The organism is Flagellimonas sp. L-11 (genome assembly GCF_056857735.1).
The window spans coordinates 13935-34794 of the sequence record NZ_JBSXNR010000073.1; the positions used below are offsets into that span (position 1 = coordinate 13935).

At 43.2% G+C, this 20860-nt stretch carries 19 protein-coding genes; 12 read left to right on the plus strand and 7 right to left on the minus strand.

All coding sequences use genetic code 11. The features are described from left to right. Nucleotides 1–9: 9 nt before the first annotated feature. The 8 genes from rsmA (at nucleotide 10) to AC13CC_RS14635 (ending at nucleotide 5565) form a co-directional block, all read left to right on the plus strand. Nucleotides 10–882 (plus strand): 16S rRNA (adenine(1518)-N(6)/adenine(1519)-N(6))-dimethyltransferase RsmA, encoded by an 873-nt coding sequence (gene rsmA, locus AC13CC_RS14600; protein WP_482878009.1) that lies wholly within the window; start codon nucleotides 10–12, stop codon nucleotides 880–882. Further along, nucleotides 869–2221: a magnesium transporter gene (gene mgtE, locus AC13CC_RS14605; protein ID WP_326276917.1), complete on the plus strand. Its 1353-nt coding sequence runs from the start codon at nucleotides 869–871 to the stop codon at nucleotides 2219–2221. The genes rsmA and mgtE overlap by 14 nt, the downstream gene beginning before the upstream one ends. Before the next feature lie 9 nt (nucleotides 2222–2230). Beyond that, a complete protein-coding gene (locus AC13CC_RS14610) occupies nucleotides 2231–2596 on the plus strand; it encodes a cupin domain-containing protein (protein WP_326276916.1) in 366 nt (121 codons plus the stop codon). A gap of 19 nt (nucleotides 2597–2615) precedes the next feature. Further along, complete coding sequence (locus AC13CC_RS14615; protein ID WP_326276915.1) at nucleotides 2616–3548, plus strand: 2-hydroxyacid dehydrogenase; 933 nt, start codon at nucleotides 2616–2618, stop codon at nucleotides 3546–3548. A 58-nt stretch (nucleotides 3549–3606) separates the two neighbouring features. Then, a complete protein-coding gene (locus AC13CC_RS14620) occupies nucleotides 3607–4065 on the plus strand; it encodes a DUF1801 domain-containing protein (protein ID WP_482878010.1) in 459 nt (152 codons plus the stop codon). Then, nucleotides 4062–4448, plus strand: coding sequence for a VOC family protein (locus tag AC13CC_RS14625; protein WP_482878011.1), 387 nt, complete (start codon nucleotides 4062–4064; stop codon nucleotides 4446–4448). The genes AC13CC_RS14620 and AC13CC_RS14625 overlap by 4 nt, the downstream gene beginning before the upstream one ends. 50 nt (nucleotides 4449–4498) lie before the next feature. Continuing rightward, entirely contained in the window at nucleotides 4499–4888 is a 390-nt protein-coding gene (locus AC13CC_RS14630) for a YtxH domain-containing protein (RefSeq protein ID WP_326276912.1), read from the plus strand. A gap of 185 nt (nucleotides 4889–5073) precedes the next feature. Next, entirely contained in the window at nucleotides 5074–5565 is a 492-nt protein-coding gene (locus AC13CC_RS14635; RefSeq protein WP_482878012.1) for a GNAT family N-acetyltransferase, read from the plus strand. Here AC13CC_RS14635 and AC13CC_RS14640 read toward each other — a convergent pair. From AC13CC_RS14640 to AC13CC_RS14650, 3 genes are all read right to left on the minus strand, one after another. After that, nucleotides 5562–7382 (minus strand): GNAT family N-acyltransferase, encoded by a 1821-nt coding sequence (locus AC13CC_RS14640; protein WP_482878013.1) that lies wholly within the window; start codon nucleotides 7380–7382, stop codon nucleotides 5562–5564. The genes AC13CC_RS14635 and AC13CC_RS14640 overlap by 4 nt on opposite strands. A gap of 78 nt (nucleotides 7383–7460) precedes the next feature. Next, nucleotides 7461–8711, minus strand: coding sequence for an aspartate kinase (locus AC13CC_RS14645; RefSeq protein WP_482878014.1), 1251 nt, complete (start codon nucleotides 8709–8711; stop codon nucleotides 7461–7463). Between the two features lie 28 nt (nucleotides 8712–8739). Continuing rightward, nucleotides 8740–9222 carry a GNAT family N-acetyltransferase gene (locus AC13CC_RS14650; protein WP_482878015.1) on the minus strand — a complete coding sequence of 161 codons (483 nt, stop codon included), beginning with the start codon at nucleotides 9220–9222 and terminating at the stop codon, nucleotides 8740–8742. 111 nt (nucleotides 9223–9333) lie between these two features. On the opposite strand from AC13CC_RS14650, the gene fbp reads away from it, so the two are divergent. Further along, on the plus strand, nucleotides 9334–10341 hold the full coding sequence (fbp, locus tag AC13CC_RS14655) for a class 1 fructose-bisphosphatase (protein WP_482878016.1): 1008 nt from the start codon (nucleotides 9334–9336) through the stop codon (nucleotides 10339–10341). Here fbp and AC13CC_RS14660 read toward each other — a convergent pair. Next, nucleotides 10338–10766, minus strand: a complete 429-nt coding sequence (locus AC13CC_RS14660; protein WP_482878017.1) for a tellurite resistance TerB family protein — start codon at nucleotides 10764–10766, stop codon at nucleotides 10338–10340. The genes fbp and AC13CC_RS14660 overlap by 4 nt on opposite strands. Nucleotides 10767–10864: 98 nt before the next feature. Here AC13CC_RS14660 and AC13CC_RS14665 point away from each other — a divergent pair, with 98 nt between their 5' ends. From AC13CC_RS14665 to mfd, 3 genes are all read left to right on the plus strand, one after another. Next, nucleotides 10865–13327 (plus strand): ligase-associated DNA damage response DEXH box helicase, encoded by a 2463-nt coding sequence (locus tag AC13CC_RS14665; RefSeq protein ID WP_482878038.1) that lies wholly within the window; start codon nucleotides 10865–10867, stop codon nucleotides 13325–13327. A 290-nt stretch (nucleotides 13328–13617) separates the two neighbouring features. Continuing rightward, a complete protein-coding gene (pdeM, locus tag AC13CC_RS14670) occupies nucleotides 13618–14250 on the plus strand; it encodes a ligase-associated DNA damage response endonuclease PdeM (protein ID WP_326276905.1) in 633 nt (210 codons plus the stop codon). Between the two features lie 323 nt (nucleotides 14251–14573). Then, on the plus strand, nucleotides 14574–18008 hold the full coding sequence (gene mfd / locus AC13CC_RS14675; RefSeq protein WP_482878018.1) for a transcription-repair coupling factor: 3435 nt from the start codon (nucleotides 14574–14576) through the stop codon (nucleotides 18006–18008). 213 nt (nucleotides 18009–18221) lie between these two features. Here the strand turns inward: mfd and AC13CC_RS14680 are convergent, their stop codons facing one another. The 3 genes from AC13CC_RS14680 to AC13CC_RS14690 form a co-directional block, all read right to left on the minus strand. Continuing rightward, a complete protein-coding gene (locus AC13CC_RS14680; protein WP_482878019.1) occupies nucleotides 18222–19379 on the minus strand; it encodes a serine hydrolase domain-containing protein in 1158 nt (385 codons plus the stop codon). A gap of 388 nt (nucleotides 19380–19767) precedes the next feature. Next, nucleotides 19768–20427, minus strand: a complete 660-nt coding sequence (locus AC13CC_RS14685; RefSeq protein ID WP_014032964.1) for a hypothetical protein — start codon at nucleotides 20425–20427, stop codon at nucleotides 19768–19770. Nucleotides 20428–20481: 54 nt separating this feature from the next. Next, nucleotides 20482–20625, minus strand: a complete 144-nt coding sequence (locus tag AC13CC_RS14690; RefSeq protein WP_482878020.1) for a PDDEXK family nuclease — start codon at nucleotides 20623–20625, stop codon at nucleotides 20482–20484. Nucleotides 20626–20860: the final 235 nt, after the last annotated feature.

The following is a 20860-nucleotide window of genomic DNA, read 5'->3' on the forward strand; positions in this document are numbered from 1 at the left end:
AAACCATCTGTGTCCAAAAAGAAAAAGAAGAAGTACTCCAACGGCCCCTCTCACAAAAACAAATATGAGCAGGAAGATGGTGCGGTAAAGGCAAAAAAACATTTGGGCCAGCATTTCCTTAAGGACGAATCTGTGGCCGAAAAAATAGCTCAGACCCTTTCGTTGGACGGATACTCCAATGTTATCGAAATTGGCCCTGGAATGGGAGTGCTTACCAAGCATTTGCTGAAACGGGATTTGGACTTGGTAGCCATGGATTTGGACGAAGAGTCCATTGTTTACCTCAACCAGAGCTTTCCTTTGGAACATGCCGATATCTTAAAGAACAACAATCGCCTCAACATTATTGAAGCTGACTTCCTCAAGTTTGACCTAACCCAACTTTACGGAGACGAACAGTTTGCCATAACGGGCAACTTTCCATACAACATTTCCAGCCAGATAGTTTTTAAAATGCTGGAAATGCGGGAACAAGTCCCAGAGTTTTCGGGAATGTTCCAAAAAGAGGTGGCCAAACGTATCTGCGAAGGACCTGGAAGCAAAACCTACGGAATACTTTCGGTTTTTGTCCAGGCCTATTACGATGCTGAATATTTGTTCACCGTTCCACCAAGCGTTTTCGACCCTCCACCAAAGGTGGATTCAGGCGTTTTGCGCCTCACCCGAAAAAAAGAACTGACCTTGCCCTGCGATGAACGCCTTTTCTTTAAAGTGGTCAAAACGTCCTTTAACCAAAGACGTAAAACCATACGTAACAGTCTTAAAACCTTCAACCTTTCCGATAATCTAAAAGAAGATACTATCTTTGACCAGCGCCCAGAACAGCTGAGTGTAGCTGACTTTGTAGCGTTGACTCAAAAGATAGCCAATGACCCCGTTTAAACTCACAGACGAACTTTTAGAAGAAATCAGGCAACTGATTGCCGATGGCAAGGACGCCGAGCTTCAGATCATGATGAAGGAGTTCCACTATGCGGATATTGCCGAGATAGCGGACGAACTGGAGGTTGAGGAGGCAACTTATCTGATCAAGCTCCTGGACAGCGAAAAAACTTCGGACATCCTTGCAGAAATGCACGAGGATATCCGTGAGGCCGTACTTAAAAACCTTACCGCCAAGGAAATTGCAGGAGAGCTTTCCGAACTGGATACGGATGATGCCGCGGATATCATCAACGAGCTTCCAAAGGAGCTTGTTCAAGAAGTCATCTCAGAAATAAAAGATAGGGAGCACGCCAAGGACATTGTGGATCTTTTACGGTACGAAGAGGATTCCGCAGGTGGTCTTATGGCGAAGGAGTTGGTCAAGGTCAACGAAAATTGGACGGTAACCACTTGTGTGAAGGAAATGCGTGCACAGGCGGAAAACGTAACCCGGGTACATTCCATTTATGTGGTGGATGATGAGGGCAAATTAAAAGGAAGGCTTTCCTTAAAAGACTTGCTTACCGCCTCGACCAAAACGCACATCAAGGATGTTTACATTTCCAAGGTAGATGCCGTAAACGTAAACGAAAAAGGCGAAGAAGTTGCCAAGATTATGTCCAAATACGATTTGGAGGCCATTCCAGTGGTAGATGAGATCGGCCGATTGGTGGGACGGATCACCATTGATGATATTGTGGATGTAATCCGTGAAGAAGCGGACAAAGATTACCAAATGGCGGCTGGTATATCACAAGATGTGGAAGTAAGCGATAGCATTTGGATATTGACCCGTGCTCGACTCCCTTGGTTGACCTTAGGCCTTTTGGGCGGACTTGGTGCTGCGGCCATTATGGGCACTTTTGAGGATATGATCTCCAAGCACGCCGTTTTGTTCTTTTTTACCCCATTGATCGCGGCCATGGCAGGCAACGTGGGCGTACAATCCAGTGCCATTGTAGTACAAGGCTTGGCCAACGACGATTTAAAGGGAAGCGTTCGGAACCATCTGCTAAAAGAAATGCTATTGGCACTCTTGAATGGATTTATTTTAGCTATTTTGCTTTTGCTCTTCACTTGGATTTGGAAAGGTGCCTTTGCCACGGCATTGGCCATTTCACTTTCCTTGATCGTGGTAATTGTGGTAGCAGGGTTCATCGGTACATTTATCCCGCTGTTCCTTCACAAAAGAAATATTGATCCCGCCATTGCCACGGGCCCGTTTATCACTACAAGCAATGATATTTTTGGAATACTGATTTATTTTTGGATAGCAAAAGTGATTTTGGGGATATAAATCCAAAGAATGAAACCCATCAACCTAAAAGAAAAACACGCTGAGTTTACCGAACAATGGCACCCCCATCAAATTGCCGTAGTGGACGACATGCAAGTGCTGTTGGCAAAACTCCAAGGTGAATTTGTTTGGCATGCCCACGAAAACGAAGATGAACTGTTCCAAGTAATAAAGGGAACACTGTATATGCAATTTCGCGATAGAACCGAAGTGGTGAAGGAAGGAGAAATCATCGTGGTTCCCAAAGGCGTGGAACACAATCCCATGACCAAAGAAGGCGAAGAGGTACATGTACTTCTTTTTGAAAAGATGGGTACGGCGCATACCGGAAAAGTCCAACACGAAAAAACACAGACCCACTACCCAAAAATCTAGGAGTTGTATATTTGCCCCCATGAAAGTTCTCCACCTCGATACCAATCACCCGTTGCTCCTCGAACAGTTTGCCGAGCTTGGGTTCGAAAATCACGAAGATTATACTTCCACCAAAGAGCAAGTAGAAGAAAAAATCCACCTGTACGATGGAATCATTATCCGAAGCAGGTTTACCATAGACCAACAGTTTTTGGACAAGGCCACCAATCTAAAATTCATTGGAAGAGTGGGCGCCGGATTGGAAAATATTGATGTGGAACACGCCAAGTTCAAAGAAGTATTTCTTGCATCGGCCCCGGAAGGAAACCGAAATGCCGTAGGCGAACATACTTTGGGCATGTTGCTCTCCCTTATGAACAATATGTGCAAGGCCAACCGTCAGGTAAAAAAAGGAAAGTGGAAACGCGAAGCCAACCGTGGTGTGGAACTGGATGGCAAAACCGTGGGCATTATTGGCTATGGGAACATGGGCAAGGCCTTCGCCAAAAAACTACGCGGTTTTGATGTAGAGGTCATTTGTTACGATATTGTCGGAGGCGTTGGGGACGAAAATGCCCGCCAGGTTGGGATTATGGAATTTCAACAGCGCTCAGATGTCATCAGTTTGCACGTTCCCGAGACCGAACAAACCATAGCTATGGTGAATACGGAATTCATCAAGGGCTTCCATAAACCTTTTTGGTTGTTGAACACCGCCCGTGGCAAATGTGTGGTGACCAAGGATTTAGTGAAAGGCTTAAAATCTGGAAAAGTACTCGGTGCAGGACTGGACGTATTGGAATACGAGAAAAAATCCTTCGAGAACATGTTCGTGCAAAAGCCCAAAGCCTTTAAATACCTACGCAAAGCCAAGAATGTGCTGCTCACTCCGCACGTAGCTGGTTGGACGGTAGAGAGTAAGGAAAAGTTGGCCCAGACCATCGTTGACAAAGTCAAAGAAAGATTTTGTTAACTTTCTAACCCTTGCCCATCCTACTTTTGGCCCTGGCCATCCTTAAATTTGACCAGATATGACCATAAATGCCAAAACACCGGACGAATACATCGAAAAGTTGCCCGAGGAACGCAAAGCAGCTGTTTCCAAACTTCGGGAAACCGTAAAAAGCAATTTGCCAGAAGGTTTCGAGGAATGTATCAATTACAAAATAATCGGTTTTGTAGTACCGCACTCCTTGTATCCGGCTGGGTACCATTGCGCCCCAAAACAGTCCCTTCCCTTTATCAATATCGCTTCTCAGAAAAACTTTGTGGCACTTTATCACATGGGGATTTATTCAAACAAAGCATTGTTGGATTGGTTTGTTGCCGAATATCCCAAGCACGTGAACACAAAACTGGATATGGGCAAAAGCTGTATTCGATTCAAGAACATCAATAAAATACCTTATGCGTTGATTGCCAAACTTTGTCAAAAAATGACACCGCAAGATTGGATTGCCCTGTACGGACAAAACATCAAAAGATCATGAAAAATAGAGTAACGGGACTGGGAGGGTTTTTCTTTAAAAGCAAAGACCCGAACAAAATCAAGGAATGGTATAAAAACCATTTGGGGCTCAACACCGACCAATACGGCTGCACATTTTGGTGGAAGGATAAACAAGGCAATGATTGCTCTACCCAATGGAGTCCGATGGATGAAAGAACGGAATATTTTAAACCAAGTGAAAAGCAATTTATGATGAATTTTAGAGTGGAAAACTTGGTAGAACTACTCGAAGTTTTGAAAAAAGAAGGGGTTACTGTTATCGGCGAAATCGAAGAATATGAATATGGGAAATTTGGTTGGATTCTAGACCCCGAAGGTAATAAATTGGAACTTTGGGAACCTATTGACAAAGCCTTTCTTTAGGTATTGAATAATTTCCTACTTTTAAAGTTAATTAACCAACACTTTTAAACATGTCAGAAGAAGAGAAAAAAGACATCGGCGACAAAGCCGAAGAAGCAGCCAAGGATTTTCAGGAGGATGTAAAAGAAGCCTTTGACCCCAAAAACCCTGAAAGCGGCAAAACGGTGGCAATTATTGCCCATTTAACAATTATTGGATGGATTATTGCAATAATAATGAACAGTAGCAACAAAACGGAGGTCGGTTCTTTTTATGTAAGGCAAGTCCTTGGGATCGGTTTACTTGGTTTAGTTCTGGGCATTATACCCGTAATCAATCTTATAGCTTGGATTTTCCCATTTATTTTGTGGATAATAAGCCTGATTGGCGCTATCAATGGAACTCAAAAACCTGTTTTCCTAGTTGGGGAACACTTCCAAAAGTGGTTTAAGAGTCTATAACTATAATTGACAAAGGCTGTCCAAAATGCTATTAAAACGTCATTCTCAGTTCATTCCAGAATCCCATCGTACGGACTAACAAAGTATCATGAGGACCTGAAACAAGTTTAGGTTGACGAAAATCAAATTTTAGATAGCTTTTTTATACTCTTATTCATCGTAATATTGCAATCAATAAATCAGCTATGATTATCAGAACAATGAAGGCATCGGATTGGGAAGATGTCTCAACAATTTATTCCGAAGGAATCGCCACGGGCCTTGCCACTTTTGAAACCGAGCCCCCCACTTATGAGCATTGGGACAAAGCACATACAAAAGAGTGCCGTTTGATTGCTGAAAAAGATGGGGAAATTATGGGATGGGCTGCGCTTTCTCCAGTTTCCAGCCGATGTGTCTATGGTGGCGTTGGGGAAGTCAGCGTTTACATTGCCGATAAAAGTCGTGGTATGGGCGTTGGCAGACTACTAATGCAACATTTGATCGAAGAAAGTGAAAAGGCCGGTTTTTGGACCATTCAATCGGGCATATTTCCAGAAAACACGGCCAGCATCAAATTACATGAAAAGGCTGGTTTCCGCTATATTGGAAAACGGGAACGTGTGGGCAAAATCCACGGGGTTTGGAAGGATAATTTATTGTTTGAAAGACGTAGCAACAAAGTTGGAATGGATTAATCTTCTTCCATAGTTCCATTGCCCTCGGCCACTTTACGCTCCAACTCGGCCTGAAATTCTTCCATAACAGGCTTTACGGTACTTTCTGGAAGGTCTGCAATACGGATATACATTAACCCATCCACCGAATTATTGAACAATGGGTCCACATTAAATGCCACCACTTTGGCATTTTGCTTAATGTATTTTTTAATCAGAACAGGCAATCGTAAACTGCCTGGCTCCACTTCGCTGATCAGTTTGTCGAACTTGTTCAGGTCGGCCTGTGTCTCATCAAACACAAACTCCTTATCGGCATCTTTTAGTTTTACCTTGAACTCTTTTTTGGGTCGGATATATTGTGCTACATAAGGATCCCAATAGTTCGATTTCATAAACTCGATCATCAACGATTTTGAAAAATTGGAGAACTGGTTACTGATACTTACTCCTCCGATCAAATATCGGTGCTCCGGATGCCTCAAGGTCGTATGCACAATTCCTTTCCAGAGCAAGAACAAGGGCATCGGTTTTTGCTGATACTCTTTTACAATATAAGCTCTGCCCATTTCGATGGATTTTTCCATCATTCCGTATAATTCGGGTTCAAATCGGAAAAGATCTTGAAGGTAAAAACCATCAATACCGTACTTTTTGAAGATTTCCGATCCCAAGCCCATACGGTAAGCACCAACTATGGTCTTTTTATCGTTGTCCCATAAGAATAAATGATGGTAATAGGAATCAAACTTGTCCAAATCAATGGCATTGTTGGTACCCTCTCCCACTTCCCGGAAAGTTACCTCGCGCTGTCGTCCAATCTCGTTCAAACAAAAGGGCATATCCTTGGCCTGGGCCAAAAACACTTCATAGTTCTTGCTTTGCAACATGCGGCAATCTTTCTCCCTTAATTTATCAATCTCACCTTCCAACACCTCTGCGCCTATCGCCGTGGCTATTTTCTGGGGTGGTTTCGGGATTTTAAGAGAAGTGGGAACCTTGTCTATAAAACGTTCCTTTTCAAAAGCATTGGCCAATAAATAGGTCTTTTTCCGAAGAAGTTCAGCAAAATCCTCCAAAGTCTGTTCCTCATTCTGGGTATTTACGGATATGGGCTGACCGATACGCACCTTAATGGGCCTTCGGCTCTGTGAGGTAAGCTCGGAGGGCAGCCTCGCCGTTCGGAATACATCATCTATCTTGGAGAGTCGGTAAAACAATCGACTGTTGCGAGCGTGGAAATATATAGGTACCACGGGCACTTCGGCCTTTCTGATCAGTTTTATGGCAGCTTCTTCCCACGGTCGGTCCACCACCAATTTTCCGTCACGGTACGTAGACACCTCTCCCGCCGGGAAAATGCCAAGCGGATGTCCATCACGTAAATGTTGGAGCGCATTTTTGAAACCAACAATACTACTTTTCGCATCCTTATGGTTTTCAAAAGGATTCACAGGCATTATGTAAGGCTTCAACGGTTCTATGCGGTGCAACAAAAAATTTGCGATTATTTTATAATCGGGTCGCTCCTTCAATAGTAATTTGAGCAACAACACCCCGTCGATTCCTCCCAAGGGATGATTGCTAATAGTGATGTATGGCCCTGACCTGGGCAATCGTTTTATATCCTCCTCCGGAATTTCAAAATCGATTTCGTAGTGGTTCAAAATAGCATCGAGGAATTCTGGACCAGAAAGCTCTTTGTTTTTGTCGTAAAATCTATTGATGGTGCTAATTCTAGTGGCTACCATTAAAAGCCATCCTACAAATGTTCCCAAAAAGCCATATTTGTCCAGATGGATGACTTTCGCGACCTCTTTAGCAGAAACCAAGCCCATAGAAAAAGTATTTAGGTACGTGTAAAGATAGAAAATAAACCCTAGAGCACTTTTTACCTAAATATTAAGCCTAAGCTTTTATTTTACAACCAATTGAACCGTTTCCTTGCCTCTTTGCTCTACCAATACGGACTTTCCATTTTGAAGGGATTTGACCGAATCATCGTTAAAATGGCGAATGGTATAAAGCGATACATCCTCGTGGCAAACTACTTTGAATTTTCGTTTGAGTTCTTCCAACAAAGGGGGTAATCCCCGGAATTTATTGTCCAAACATACGGAAAAGCTAATGGCGGAATTTTGGATAAGGTCAACTTTGAGCCGATGGTCGTGGAACAGCTTGAAGATTTCACTGATATTGTCCTCCACAATAAAGGAAAAATCCAAGGATGAAAGCTTTAATAACACTTGATTCTTCTTCACGATAAAGCAAGGTACCTTTGGTTCTATGCCATTGCCTTTACCCACTGTCGTTCCTTTGTCCTTAGGATTCACAAAAGATTTTACCTTTAGCGGTATTTCCTTGCGTTGTAGGGGTTGCAAGGTTTTGGGGTGAATTACAGAAGCTCCATAAAACGCAAGTTCAATGGCTTCCCGGTAAGAAATCTGGTCCAGCAATTGCGCATTTTCAAAATTTCTGGGGTCTGCATTCAAAACTCCTGGCACATCCTTCCAAATGGTTACCGATTCGGCGTTGAGGCAATAGGCCAAAATTGCCGCGGAATAATCGGAACCTTCCCTGCCCAAAGTGGTGGTAAAGTTGTTATCGTCGCTACCCAAGAAACCTTGGGTAATGTTCAGTTTTGATATATCCACTTTGGAAACCACTTCTTGTTGTGTGCGCTCCCAATTTACTTGGGCATCCCTGTTACTGCTATCAGTTTTGATAAGGGTACGGACATCCACCCAGGTATTGGAAATACCTATCTCGTTCAAATATGCGCTGACTATTGTAGTGGATAACAATTCGCCATAACAAACCACCTGATCATAAACAAATGCATATTTGGGTGATTTGTTCCATGCCAAAAAACCTTTTACCTCCTCAAAAAGCACCTTTACTTTATCATAAACCGGATGGTTGGGGTTTTGGAATAGATCCAACAATATGTTGTTGTGATAGTCCACTACTTGTTGCAAGGATTCTTGAACGGCGTCTTTATCGTTAAAATAGGATTCCACCACCTTTTCCATGGCATTTGTGATTTTACCCATTGCGGAAATCACCACCAAGGTGTCGCTGTAACCTACTTCCCGTAAAACGTTGACCACATTTTTAATCGCATCTGCATCTTTAACGGATGCTCCCCCAAACTTAAATACCCTCATGTATTTTATATTCTAGAATTTAGTCGGCCTAGTTAAGGCTTTCTATATAATTTTTGATTCCTTCTTCGTCCAATTGCACCACGTCCCAATCGCGCAGTACATTAGCCCCTTTCTTTTCATAAAATTCGATCGCAGGTTCATTCCAATCCAACACCTCCCAACAAATGCGCTTTACGCCCAAACTGGCCCCATACTTGACCACCTCATCCAGCAAAGCCGTTCCCAGTCCACTTCCACGCATTTTTTCGGACACTATCAAATCCTCTAAGTGAATCGCGGGACCTTTCCATGTGGAATATCTTGGGTACACCAAGGCTATTCCCGCAATGCCATCTTGGGTATCGGCAACAAAACAATGGAACATTTTTTGGTCACCAAAACCATGCGCAACCAAATCTTTCTCGGTTATCTCTACTGCATTCGGTTCCTTTTCAAAATCGGCCAATTCCTGAACCAAGTTAAGCACCTGTCCCATATCCTCTGGTCGAGCGTCTCTGATTGTATATTCCATAATTGTTACAAATAAAACTCAAAGTTATAAAATCACATAATTAAAGTCTTACGAAAACGTTGTAGTTTCACAAAATGCCCGATATTTGTCCTTAAATAAAACAGCCTTTCCATGTTTGAGAAGCAACACCGCACACTCGGTGAATTTATCATCGCCAACCAAAACTCATTTCAATATACTTCTGGAGAATTGTCAAGATTGCTGAACGGTATCCGTTTGGCGGCAAAAGTAGTGAACCACGAGGTGAACAAAGCAGGTTTGGTCGATATTATTGGAGCAGCGGGAGAAACCAATATTCAAGGGGAGAATCAGCAAAAACTGGATGTTCTCGCCAACGAAAAGTTTATTCAAACACTGAAGAACAGGGAAATTGTTTGCGGAATCGCCTCGGAGGAAGAAGACGATTTTATCAGCATCAATAGTTTTGACAAGCAACACCAGAACAAATACGTTGTCCTTATCGATCCTTTGGATGGTTCGTCCAACATTGATGTAAATGTATCGGTGGGAACCATTTTCTCCATTTACAGAAGGGTAACGCCCGTTGGCACCCCGGTTACCCTGGAGGATTTTTTGCAGCCGGGAAAACATCAGATTGCCGCGGGGTACATTATTTATGGAACATCCACCATGCTGGTCTATACCACAGGTGATGGCGTTAATGGCTTTACTTTGAATCCTGCTCTAGGTACTTTTTACTTGTCCCATCCCGATATGCAATTCCCCGAAACGGGTAAAATTTATTCCGTAAATGAAGGTAATTACATCCATTTTCCGCAAGGGGTAAAGGATTACATTAAATATTGCCAAATGGAAGAGGGAGATAGGCCCTATACTTCGAGATATATCGGGTCGCTTGTTTCGGACTTTCACCGCAACATGATCAAAGGCGGTATATATATGTATCCGAGAAGCAGTAAGTCCCAAAACGGTAAGCTCCGTTTATTGTACGAGTGCAACCCCATGGCATTTTTGGCCGAACAGGCCAATGGTAAGGCCAGTGATGGCTTTCAGCGCATTATGGAGATACAGCCCACCGAACTGCACGAAAGGGTTCCTTTTTTCTGTGGTAGTAAAAAAATGGTGGAAAAAGCAGAAGAGTTTATGGCCAAGGCCTAATTTTCCCTTTTAACCAATTCGTGGTAATCCTCGAACGGGATTTCCCCCCTGAAAATTTTGATGGATTTATCAATGATCTGAGCTGCCGTTTTTGGAGAAAAACCTAGTCCAACTGCATACTTTTCCACAATTCTGCGCTCTTCATCATCAATATCGTGATCCGAGAAAATAATCTGGAAGAAATCAAATAGCCTTTTAAATCTTTTCTCGCCACTGTGCGGAGTTTCAATCGGATACTTATTCTCCTTTTTCATCACCTCCTTAAACTCATTTTCACTAATGTTTAGTTTAAAGGCAAACTTTTCCAAAATGGCCATTTCCTTTGGGTTAATGTCCCCATCGGCAGCTGCCAAACTTGCCAATGTGGCAAAATGGGCCATGTTTCTCCTATGGTCTCCGTGCTCGTAAAGATCTAAAATTGGCATACCTTATATTTTGTGGCACAAATATAAATCTTATCGCAAATAAGTGGGTACAAACCCAGCAAAGAAATTTGTATTTTTCAATCTCAAGTACCACGGCTCTGCAAGAATCAGAATTGTTCCATATAGCTGAAAACTGGTTCCAAGAACAAAATTGGAAACCCTTCCCGTTTCAAAAAGAGACCTGGAATGCTTTTTTGAAGGGCAAACATGGTTTGTTGAACGCACCTACGGGCAGTGGAAAAACCTATGCGCTTTGGTTTCCAATTGTACTCAACTACATCAAAAATAATCCTGATTACAAGACCAAACACAAAAAAGGGTTGAAAGCTATTTGGATAACCCCGTTACGCGCACTTTCGCAAGAAATAAAACAATCCGCAGAACGAATTACCAAGGATTTGGAAACCCAAATGACCGTAGGGATTCGCACCGGAGACACCTCAGCCAAAGAACGGGCAAAAATGCGTACCAATATGCCCGACCTATTGATTACTACGCCAGAAAGTTTGCAGTTGTTGTTATCATCCAAAGAATACGGTAAAACCTTCAAAAACTGTTCTGCCATTGTGGTGGACGAGTGGCACGAACTTTTGGGCACCAAGCGCGGTGTTCAAATGGAGTTGGGGCTGTCCCGATTAAAAACGGTCTGCAAACAATTGCGAATTTGGGGCATATCGGCCACCATTGGGAATCTGGAACAAGCACGCGAAGTATTGCTGGGACCTACATCTCAAGAACTTGCCAATTCGGTCTTGGTCAAGGCCAAGCTCAACAAAAAAATTACGGTAAAAAGTATTATTCCAGAAAAGATGGAAACTTTTCCATGGCGCGGGCATTTGGGACTGCATCTTTTGGATCAGGTGGTGCCCATTATCAACAATAGTACAACCACTTTGCTCTTTACCAACACCCGAAGCCAATGCGAAATCTGGTTTCAAAAAATACTGGAGAAATATCCTGGGTTTGCCGGGGAAATGGCCATGCACCACGGCAGCATAAACAAAGAGACCAGACTTTGGGTGGAGCAGGCCATTCGCAACGAAAGCCTTAAAGCTGTGGTCTGCACATCGAGCCTTGACCTTGGGGTTGATTTTGCTCCCGTTGAGACGGTGGTGCAGATTGGTGGGCCAAAGGGCGTGGCCCGTTTTTTGCAACGGGCAGGGCGAAGTGGTCACCAACCCGGCAAGGAAAGCGTTATTTATTTTTTGCCCACCCACGCCATTGAACTGGTAGAGGCATCGGCCATGCAAAAAGCAGTAAGGAACGGCGCAGTGGAAGACCGAATACCCTACCTCAACAGTTTTGATGTCCTTATTCAATATTTGACTACACTTGCTGTCTCCGATGGGTTTTATCCAGAAGGGATTTATCCTGAGATCAAACAAACATTTTGCTACCAAGCCATCACGGATGAACAATGGCAATGGCTCCTCAATTTCTTGGTGATGGGCAGCCAGAGCCTTAAAAGTTACGACGAATACAAAAAGGTGGAAATCGAGGAAGATGGAAGATTCAAAGTAAACAGCAGGGCGGTTGCCATGCGGCACCGATTTCAAATTGGAACCATTGTGGGCGACGCCACCATCTCCGTTCGCTATCAAAAAGGAGGATATATCGGCAGCATTGAAGAATATTTCATCTCCAAACTGAGTCCTGGCGATGTATTCACCTTTGCGGGTCGGAATCTGGAATTCATCAGAATAAAAGGAATGGCAGTGCATGTGCGAAACTCAAAAAAAAGAACCAATAAAGTACCCAGTTGGATGGGTGGAAGATTGAGTTTTTCCGCAAAAATGTCGGAGCTGTTACGCCAAGAACTGTACACCGCTGAACTGAAATTCTCCGAACAATCGGAAGAAATTCGAGCATTGCAACCGATGTTCAACAAGCAGCGGGAAGAAAGCATAGTGCCACGACCGCATCAGTTTTTAATCGAAACCTTCAAGACCCGTGATGGTTACCACCACATGTTTTACCCGTTTGAAGGCAGGGCGATCCACGAGGGAATGAGCAGTCTTTTGGCCTACCGGATCAGCCTACTTGCACCGATCACTTGTTCACTGGCCTTTAACGACTACGGTTTTGAATTGCTATCGGATAGGGAAATCAACATTCGGGAAGTTTTGGACAACAATTTGTTCACCCCCGAATACATGTTGTCCGACCTTCAAAAAAGTTTGAACTCCAACGAAATGGCACGCAGAAAATTTCGTGATATCGCCGTAATCAGTGGAATGGTTTTTTCGGGATATCCCGAAAAAGGAGTCAAAATGAAACACCTACAAAGCAGTTCGGAACTGCTCTTTGGTGTTTTCCGTGATTTTGAGGACGATAATCTGCTCTACCAACAGGCCTACACCGAAACCTTTGAACACCAGCTGGAAGAAGGGCGTTTACGATTGGCCTTGGAACGCATTGCCCAACAAGAGATAGTTTGGAAACAATGCTCCCAACCTACGCCCCTATCTTTCCCGATAATTACGGACAGACTCAGGGAAAAACTGTCCAACGAAAAATTAGCAGACCGAATTAAAAGAATGGTGGATAAATTGACCAAATAGCCAAAAATCGTCCAAGTATTTGCCATTCCGTGCTCCAGCCGGCAATGTTCAGTATAAAGACAACACGGTCATTTCGAAATGAGATGCAATGCATTGATTGGGAAATCTAAAATCCTAACTGGGATTTCTCGACTGCTCTTTCAATTACGCTCTGGATAGAACTCGAAATGATAACGGAACTATTTGTGAAAATTAGTGCCATTCGATTTCAAAAGCCTAAAGAGGTTTCTCACACGCGCTCCGCTCGGTTCGAAATGACAATTGCTTTAAATTTGTTGTTCCAGACTCAAATGACACAAAACATTCAAATACAAAATCAAGAATTCCAACTTCACCCTTTGGGTGGATTGTTTTGGATAGAAAAATCACTCTTGCTGATCAGTGATGTGCATTTGGGCAAAGTATCCCATTTTAGAAAGTTTGGGGCTGCCGTGCCCAGAAAGGCCATCCACAAGAACTTCTTGCTCTTGGATAAAATCGTTGCCGATTTTCAGCCCTTTCAAATCTGTTTTTTGGGAGATCTGTTCCACTCATCATTAAATAAAGAGTGGGAGTTCTTCGAGAATTGGGTAGCCAAAACCCCTGCTGAAATTCTGCTTGTGACGGGGAACCATGACATCATTGCGCCAGAAAAATTCAAAAAACTGAAGGTCTTGATATTTCCAGAACTGGTCATGGACGCTTTCTTGTTGACCCATCATCCCGAAGAACGAAAAGACCATTTTACTTTTTGCGGGCACATTCACCCTGCTATAAAACTTAAAGGATTTGGACGGGATCGCATAAAACTGCCTTGTTTTTTTAAGTCCGACAACCAAATGATCTTACCTGCTTTTGGTCAATTCACTGGAACGCACGCACTCAATCCCAAGAAAGGTGACGAGGTATATGCCATTGTTGAGGACAGTATTATTAAGGTTTAGACTCCTTGCTTGACACGGAATCCAGGTTGAGGTTTCTCGACTGTTCCTTCGACTGCGCTCGAAATGACATCCGTGGTTCAATTGTCATCCTATGTTTGTAAGAGGATGTAACTATGTATTAATAATTTAGAGGATTATCAATAAAAAGGAGAAAGAGCAAGACAATTAAGATGCCGAAACGCCGTACCGGTCGGCAGGCAGGGATTCAGTATGACGAAGACTCGGTCATTTCGAAATGAGATGCAACGCGTCGATTGAGAAATCTAAAAAAACATTTTTAGTAAAAGGTTTCGCGGTTTATCTTTGCCGCAAAGTTTTTTGGATTGACCAAAACCCCGATTTCACAACTTTTTGAACAGTCTCCCCCACTTGGGAAACTGAGGGAGATTATTGCCCAAACTGCCACTTCGAGCGCAATCGGGAAGTCCTTTGCCAACCAAAAAACCAATATAAAGGGACTTGTCGGTTCTTCACTTTCCTTTGTAGTTTCCGAAGCTTTTAAGTCGGCTGAATTACCATTTCTGTTGATTTTGAACGACAAAGAGGAAGCAGCTTATCATTTAAATGATTTGGAACAACTAATTGGTGAAAAAGATGTGCTTTTTTACCCAGGAAGTTACCGCAGACCTTATCAAATTGAGGAAACCGACAATGCCAATGTGCTGTTACGCGCCGAGGTTTTGAACCGTATCAACTCCAGAAGAAAACCTGCGGTGATCGTCACCTACCCCGATGCCCTTTTTGAAAAAGTGGTTACCCGAAAGGAGCTTGACAAGAACACCCAAAAAATAAAATTGGGCGATGAGATTTCGTTGGACTTTTTGAACGAGGTGCTTTTTGAATACCAATTTAAACGGGTGGATTTTGTGACCGAACCCGGGGAATTTTCCGTTCGTGGGGGTATTGTGGATGTATTTTCCTTTTCGCATGATGAACCTTACCGAATCGAATTTTTTGGCGATGAAGTGGACAGTATCCGAACTTTTGATGTGGAAACGCAACTTTCCACGGACAAGGTGAAGAAAATCGCCATTATTCCCAATGTGGAAAACAAGTTCACAGAAGAAGTACGGGAAAGCTTCCTGAAATATATTTCACCCAAAACGGTGGTCTTTGCAAAGAACCCTTCTTTGATCTACGACCGTATCGATTCCTTTTTTGAAAAGGCAGAGGAGCGTTTTGCCAAGTTGAGCCAAGAAATCAAACATGCAGAACCGAAGGAGCTTTTTTTGGATTCAGCTTTGCTGAAAGCTCAGTTGAAGGATTATTTATGTTTCGATATTGGTCCTTCTTCTATCACTTCGAGCCCTTCGACTGCGCTAGGGATGACAGCTTCAGTTGTCCAATTCAACACCAAACCCCAGCCAGCATTCAACAAAAAGTTCGACCTCCTCATTGAAAACCTCAATGATAATCGGGATGCGGGTTACAGTAATTACATTTTCTGTTCCACCGAACAACAGGCCAAGCGCTTCCACGATATTTTTGAAGAAGTGGACGAAACGGTTCACTACCAGACCATCATTTTTCCTTTGTATAAAGGGTTTGTGGATGATGACCTTAAATTGGTATGCTATACCGACCATCAAATATTTGAACGCTATCATAAGTTCCATCTAAAAAATGGCTACGCCAAAAAACAGGCCATCACGCTCAAGGAACTCAACAAACTGGAAATTGGGGATTATGTTACCCACATTGATCATGGTATCGGCAAGTTCGGGGGGCTACAAAAGATTGATGTGGAAGGCAAAAAACAGGAAGCCATCAAACTGATCTATGGCGACCGCGACATTTTGTACGTGAGCATCCATTCGCTTCATAAGATATCCAAATACAACGGCAAGGACGGTGCCCCACCAAAAATATTCAAGCTCGGTTCCGCTGCTTGGAAAAAACTCAAACAAAAGACCAAGGCAAGGGTCAAAAAAATTGCTTTCGACCTTATTAAGGTTTATGCCAAGCGAAGACTCGAAAAAGGGTTTAAATACGCTCCCGACAGCTATCTGCAACACGAGTTGGAAGCATCTTTCTTGTACGAGGACACTCCCGACCAGGAAAAAAGCACCCAAGATGTTAAGAAGGACATGGAAAGTGAACGCCCCATGGACCGACTTATTTGTGGGGATGTTGGTTTCGGAAAAACCGAGGTGGCCATCCGTGCGGCATTCAAGGCTGTGGACAATGGCAAACAGGTGGCTATTTTGGTCCCTACTACCATTTTGGCTTTCCAACATCATCGTACTTTTTCGGAACGATTGAAGGAAATGCCCGTAACAGTGGATTACCTCAACCGCTTTAGAACGGCCAAAGAGAAAAGGGAAACCCTTGAAAATTTGGAAAATGGAAAGGTAGACATCATCATTGGCACGCACCAGCTGGTCAACAAAAATGTAAAATTCAAGGATTTGGGCTTGCTCATCGTGGATGAGGAACAGAAGTTTGGTGTTTCAGTCAAGGAAAAACTACGTTCCATAAAGGAAAATGTGGATGTGCTTACCTTAACGGCAACTCCTATCCCAAGAACCTTACAGTTTAGTTTGATGGCCGCTCGCGACCTATCCGTCATCAATACGCCACCACCGAACCGCTACCCCATCGAAAGCCATGTGATTCGATTGAACGAAGAAATCATCCGTGATGCCGTGTCCTACGAAATCCAACGCGGCGGGCAGGTGTTCTTTATCCATAATCGCATTGAGAACATCAAGGAGGTGGCCGGAATGCTCCAACGTTTGGTGCCAGATGCCAAAATTGGGATTGGACACGGACAAATGGAAGGCAAAAAACTGGAAAACCTTATGCTTTCCTTTATGAACGGGGAGTTTGATGTTTTGGTCTCCACCACCATCATAGAAAGCGGGTTGGATGTGACCAATGCCAATACCATTTTTATCCACAATGCCAACAATTTTGGTTTGAGCGACCTCCACCAAATGCGTGGGCGTGTTGGGCGAAGCAACAAAAAGGCTTTCTGCTATTTCATTACCCCACCTTACGAAGTAATGACCACGGAAGCCCGAAAACGCATTGAGGCCCTGGAACAATTTACAGAGCTGGGCAGCGGTTTCAACATTGCGATGAAAGACTTGGAGATTCGTGGTGCAGGTGATTTGTTGGGAGGTGAACAAAGTGGGTTTATCAACGAAATTGGGTTTGAGACCTATCAAAAAATATTGTCCGAAGCCATTGAGGAACTCAAGGAAAACGAGTTCAAGGAACTGTATGATGAAGTAGAGGGCGACAAGGAAAAAGTATATGTAAAAGAGATGCAGTTGGACACGGATTTTGAATTGCTCTTCCCCGATGATTATATCAACAACATCACCGAACGTTTAAACCTCTACACCCAATTGAACGATGTGGAGGACGAGGAAGGGCTTCAAAAGTTTGAGGCCCAGCTGGTGGACCGTTTTGGCGAATTGCCCGAACCCGTAGTGGATTTGATGAACTCCGTCCGCATTAAATGGATTGCCACCCACATTGGCTTGGAAAAGGTAATCATGAAAAAGGGCAAGTTTATCGGTTACTTTATCGCCGATCAGCAATCCAGTTTTTATCAAAGTGCCGTGTTTACCCAAATACTGCAATACGCACAGACCCATCCCCAACTTGTAAAGCTCAAGGAAAAACAAACCCGAAACGGACTTCGATTGTTGTTGGTTTTTGATAGGGTTACGAGTGTGGACAAGGCATTGAAGGTTTTGGAGCCGTTCATGCCCGTGAAATCATCCCAACCTAGTGATGTTTCCGCCTAGGTAAAAGAGATTTCTCACTCCCGATAAAAATCGGGATGTTCGAAATGACAAGTACAAGTATCGTTCCTGCGATGGCAAGAATCCATCTATAATGAGATTCTGGAACCTGCCTTTACAGGCGGTTCAGGGAGACGAGAGTCTTTTATAAATCTCAAATATGCAAGAGATCCCGTGTCGTGTTTCGACTTCGCCCAACAATCGCACGGAATGACATTACAAAGCCTCATACACCTGCTTCACAAACTTCCCCATTTTTGAAGGCTCCAACCAACGGGTCACGATGACCAATCCACTTTTTTGGTCCACCACAATAAAGTTGCCGCCAAATCCAGCGGCGTAAAACACATGTTCGGGAACACCCTCCCAATGACGGCTTCCCTTTTGGTTGAGCCACCACATATAGCCATAATTTACATTGGGCACCGAAGGTATGGTTGCTTTTTTAATCCAATCTTCACTGATTATCTGCTGATCCTCCCACTTTCCATTGTTCAGGAACAACACCCCAAAACGGGCCATGTCCTCAGTAGAAATAAAAAGTCCCGCGCCTGAGTGTCCCCCACCCGTAACGGATTTCATTTGCATCCCATCGACTTCGGTCCAAGCATTTTCGTAGCCGAACCAGCGCCAAGTAGTGGTGGCCCCAATTTTGTCCATCAGTTGCTCTTTGAGTACCATGGGCAAGGGTTTTCTCCACACATGGGTGAGCGAATAGGCCAATACGTTTACTCGAACGTCGTTGTACTCCATTACTGTGCCAGGCGCGTTCAGTTTACGGAATTTCCAATCGTCCAGACCACCTTCGCTGGGCGGGCGGTCGGCCCAATCCTTACCGCCCCAAAGTTCCCCCGACCAATCTGAGTTTTGTTGTAGCAAATGCTCCCAAGTTATTTTGGAATTATGTTCCCCATCAAAAGTGCCATCCCAAATATAGTCGCCTACTTTATCTTTGGTGTCGTCAATCAATCCTTGGTCTTCGGCTACACCTGCCACTGTAGAAAGAAAGCTTTTGGTAACGCTAAAAGTCATATCCACCCGTTTGGTGTCGCCCCAAGAGGCCAAAACATACCCATTTTTCATAATCATTCCAGCAGGTCCGCCCCTTTTTTTGGTAGGCCCCAGAATTTGATGAAAAGGTTCGCGTTTGAAGCCTTCCAATATGGCAATCCGCAAATCCCTGGAACCAGAATATTCATTGGCATTGGCATATTCCACGGCTTTGTCCAAGGCTTCTTGGTCCAACTTAAATTGTCCTTTTTCTACTGCTTTCCACGTTTCGTAGCGTTGTGGGAAATTGATGTTTTGAGCGTTGACTGTACAGGTTGTGGTGAATGCAACAAGAAGTGCTGCTGCAACTAAGGTGTTTTTCATTTTTGAAGTTTGGTTTGGACAAGAAAGGTAGTGATTGTTGATGAATTTATCGCACCCGAAAAACCCGAGGGTATTTTAGTCAGATTCCGAAAAGTAGCCGTTCTTTTTTAGGTGGTGCCTTGCTTCGCTCTCGCTGCTTTTTTGCCAACTTTATACTAATTTTTTTTAATATTCAATGATGAAAACCACATCCTTGGGAATGAGGTAAATGGACTGTCGTTTGATCTTGGGGGGAGAGTATAAAAATATAGGCCAAATAGCACGAATATAGCACCATTAGGCCCAATAAACCACAAAGAACCCTCTTATGGTCATTTTTGCAAAAAGTGTCTTTTTCTACAACGAAGAAGGTTTCGTTTTGGTTTAGATCAAGAAAAGGAATCCCGGACTATAGTGATTTTAAATCTTTGATGGTCTTGAAAGCAACGTCGACCTGTTCATCGTTCACCAAAATAGTAAACTCGTTGGTGGTGGAAATTACCTCGTAAAGCACAATGCCTTCCCAGGCCAAGCGCTGAAAAATAAAATAATAAATTCCGGGAACCGAAACATTCTCTGCGGGCAATTTTACGGTAATTGAGGAAAGTCCTTCGGCTTTTTGGGTGCAGCGTTCCATTTTAAAGTACTTTTCCACAACACCGTCCATTATATTACTGATCACAATATTGATCTCGTTCACTCCTCGCGATGAAGTATAGAATACATCTTGGTTAACATTGACCTCTTCCAACAATCTAGCTTGTTGCTGCAAAATGGTGTCCGAAGCCAAAAATGTGTAATCGGTAAGGTTGGAACGTACCGTAATCTCCCCAATATTCTTAAGGACCTTAACAATTTTATGGGTGGCCCTAAACTCCAAATCGTCGGATAGGCGTTTAAGCGCCATTACAATGGCTCCATCCTTTACATCTTTACCCAATTCTTCCGCAATTTCCGGTTTTATCTGTCTGGATAAAGAGGTTAAGTTGATAATCCCTTGTGCCAAAGCGGTTTGTAAAAAGGGCTTTTTCTTGATGTAATGCTCAACTACTGCAGATATTGTTTTCATTTATTCAGTTGGTTTTGAACAAAAATAACATATTGTTACAAAACAAACAAATGGTTAGAAATGGCAGAATGCATTTTCAAAGTGCTCAATGTCAAAATTATCAGCATTTTTTACCACGGTAATTGCATCGAACCTAGCCTCTAAATCACTATCCAATTCTTCCATGTAATGGTTGGCCGCCATAGTTAAAAGCTTCACTTTTTAGGTGTGATGACACGGGAAATATCTTCCAAAAACCCCATATTTATTGACTTTACTTCAACTCTTGCCAAAAAACCATCTTTCTCCGCAATAAGATATACCCCGGCATTGGGATACCTAAAGTTAAGTGCTCTTATCCCGTATCCGGAAGCCTTTAAAAAGTCTACTGCTTATTACTCTCCCAGTTTTTCAAATGTGTTATGACCGTCCATACAATTTGTAAAAATCAAAA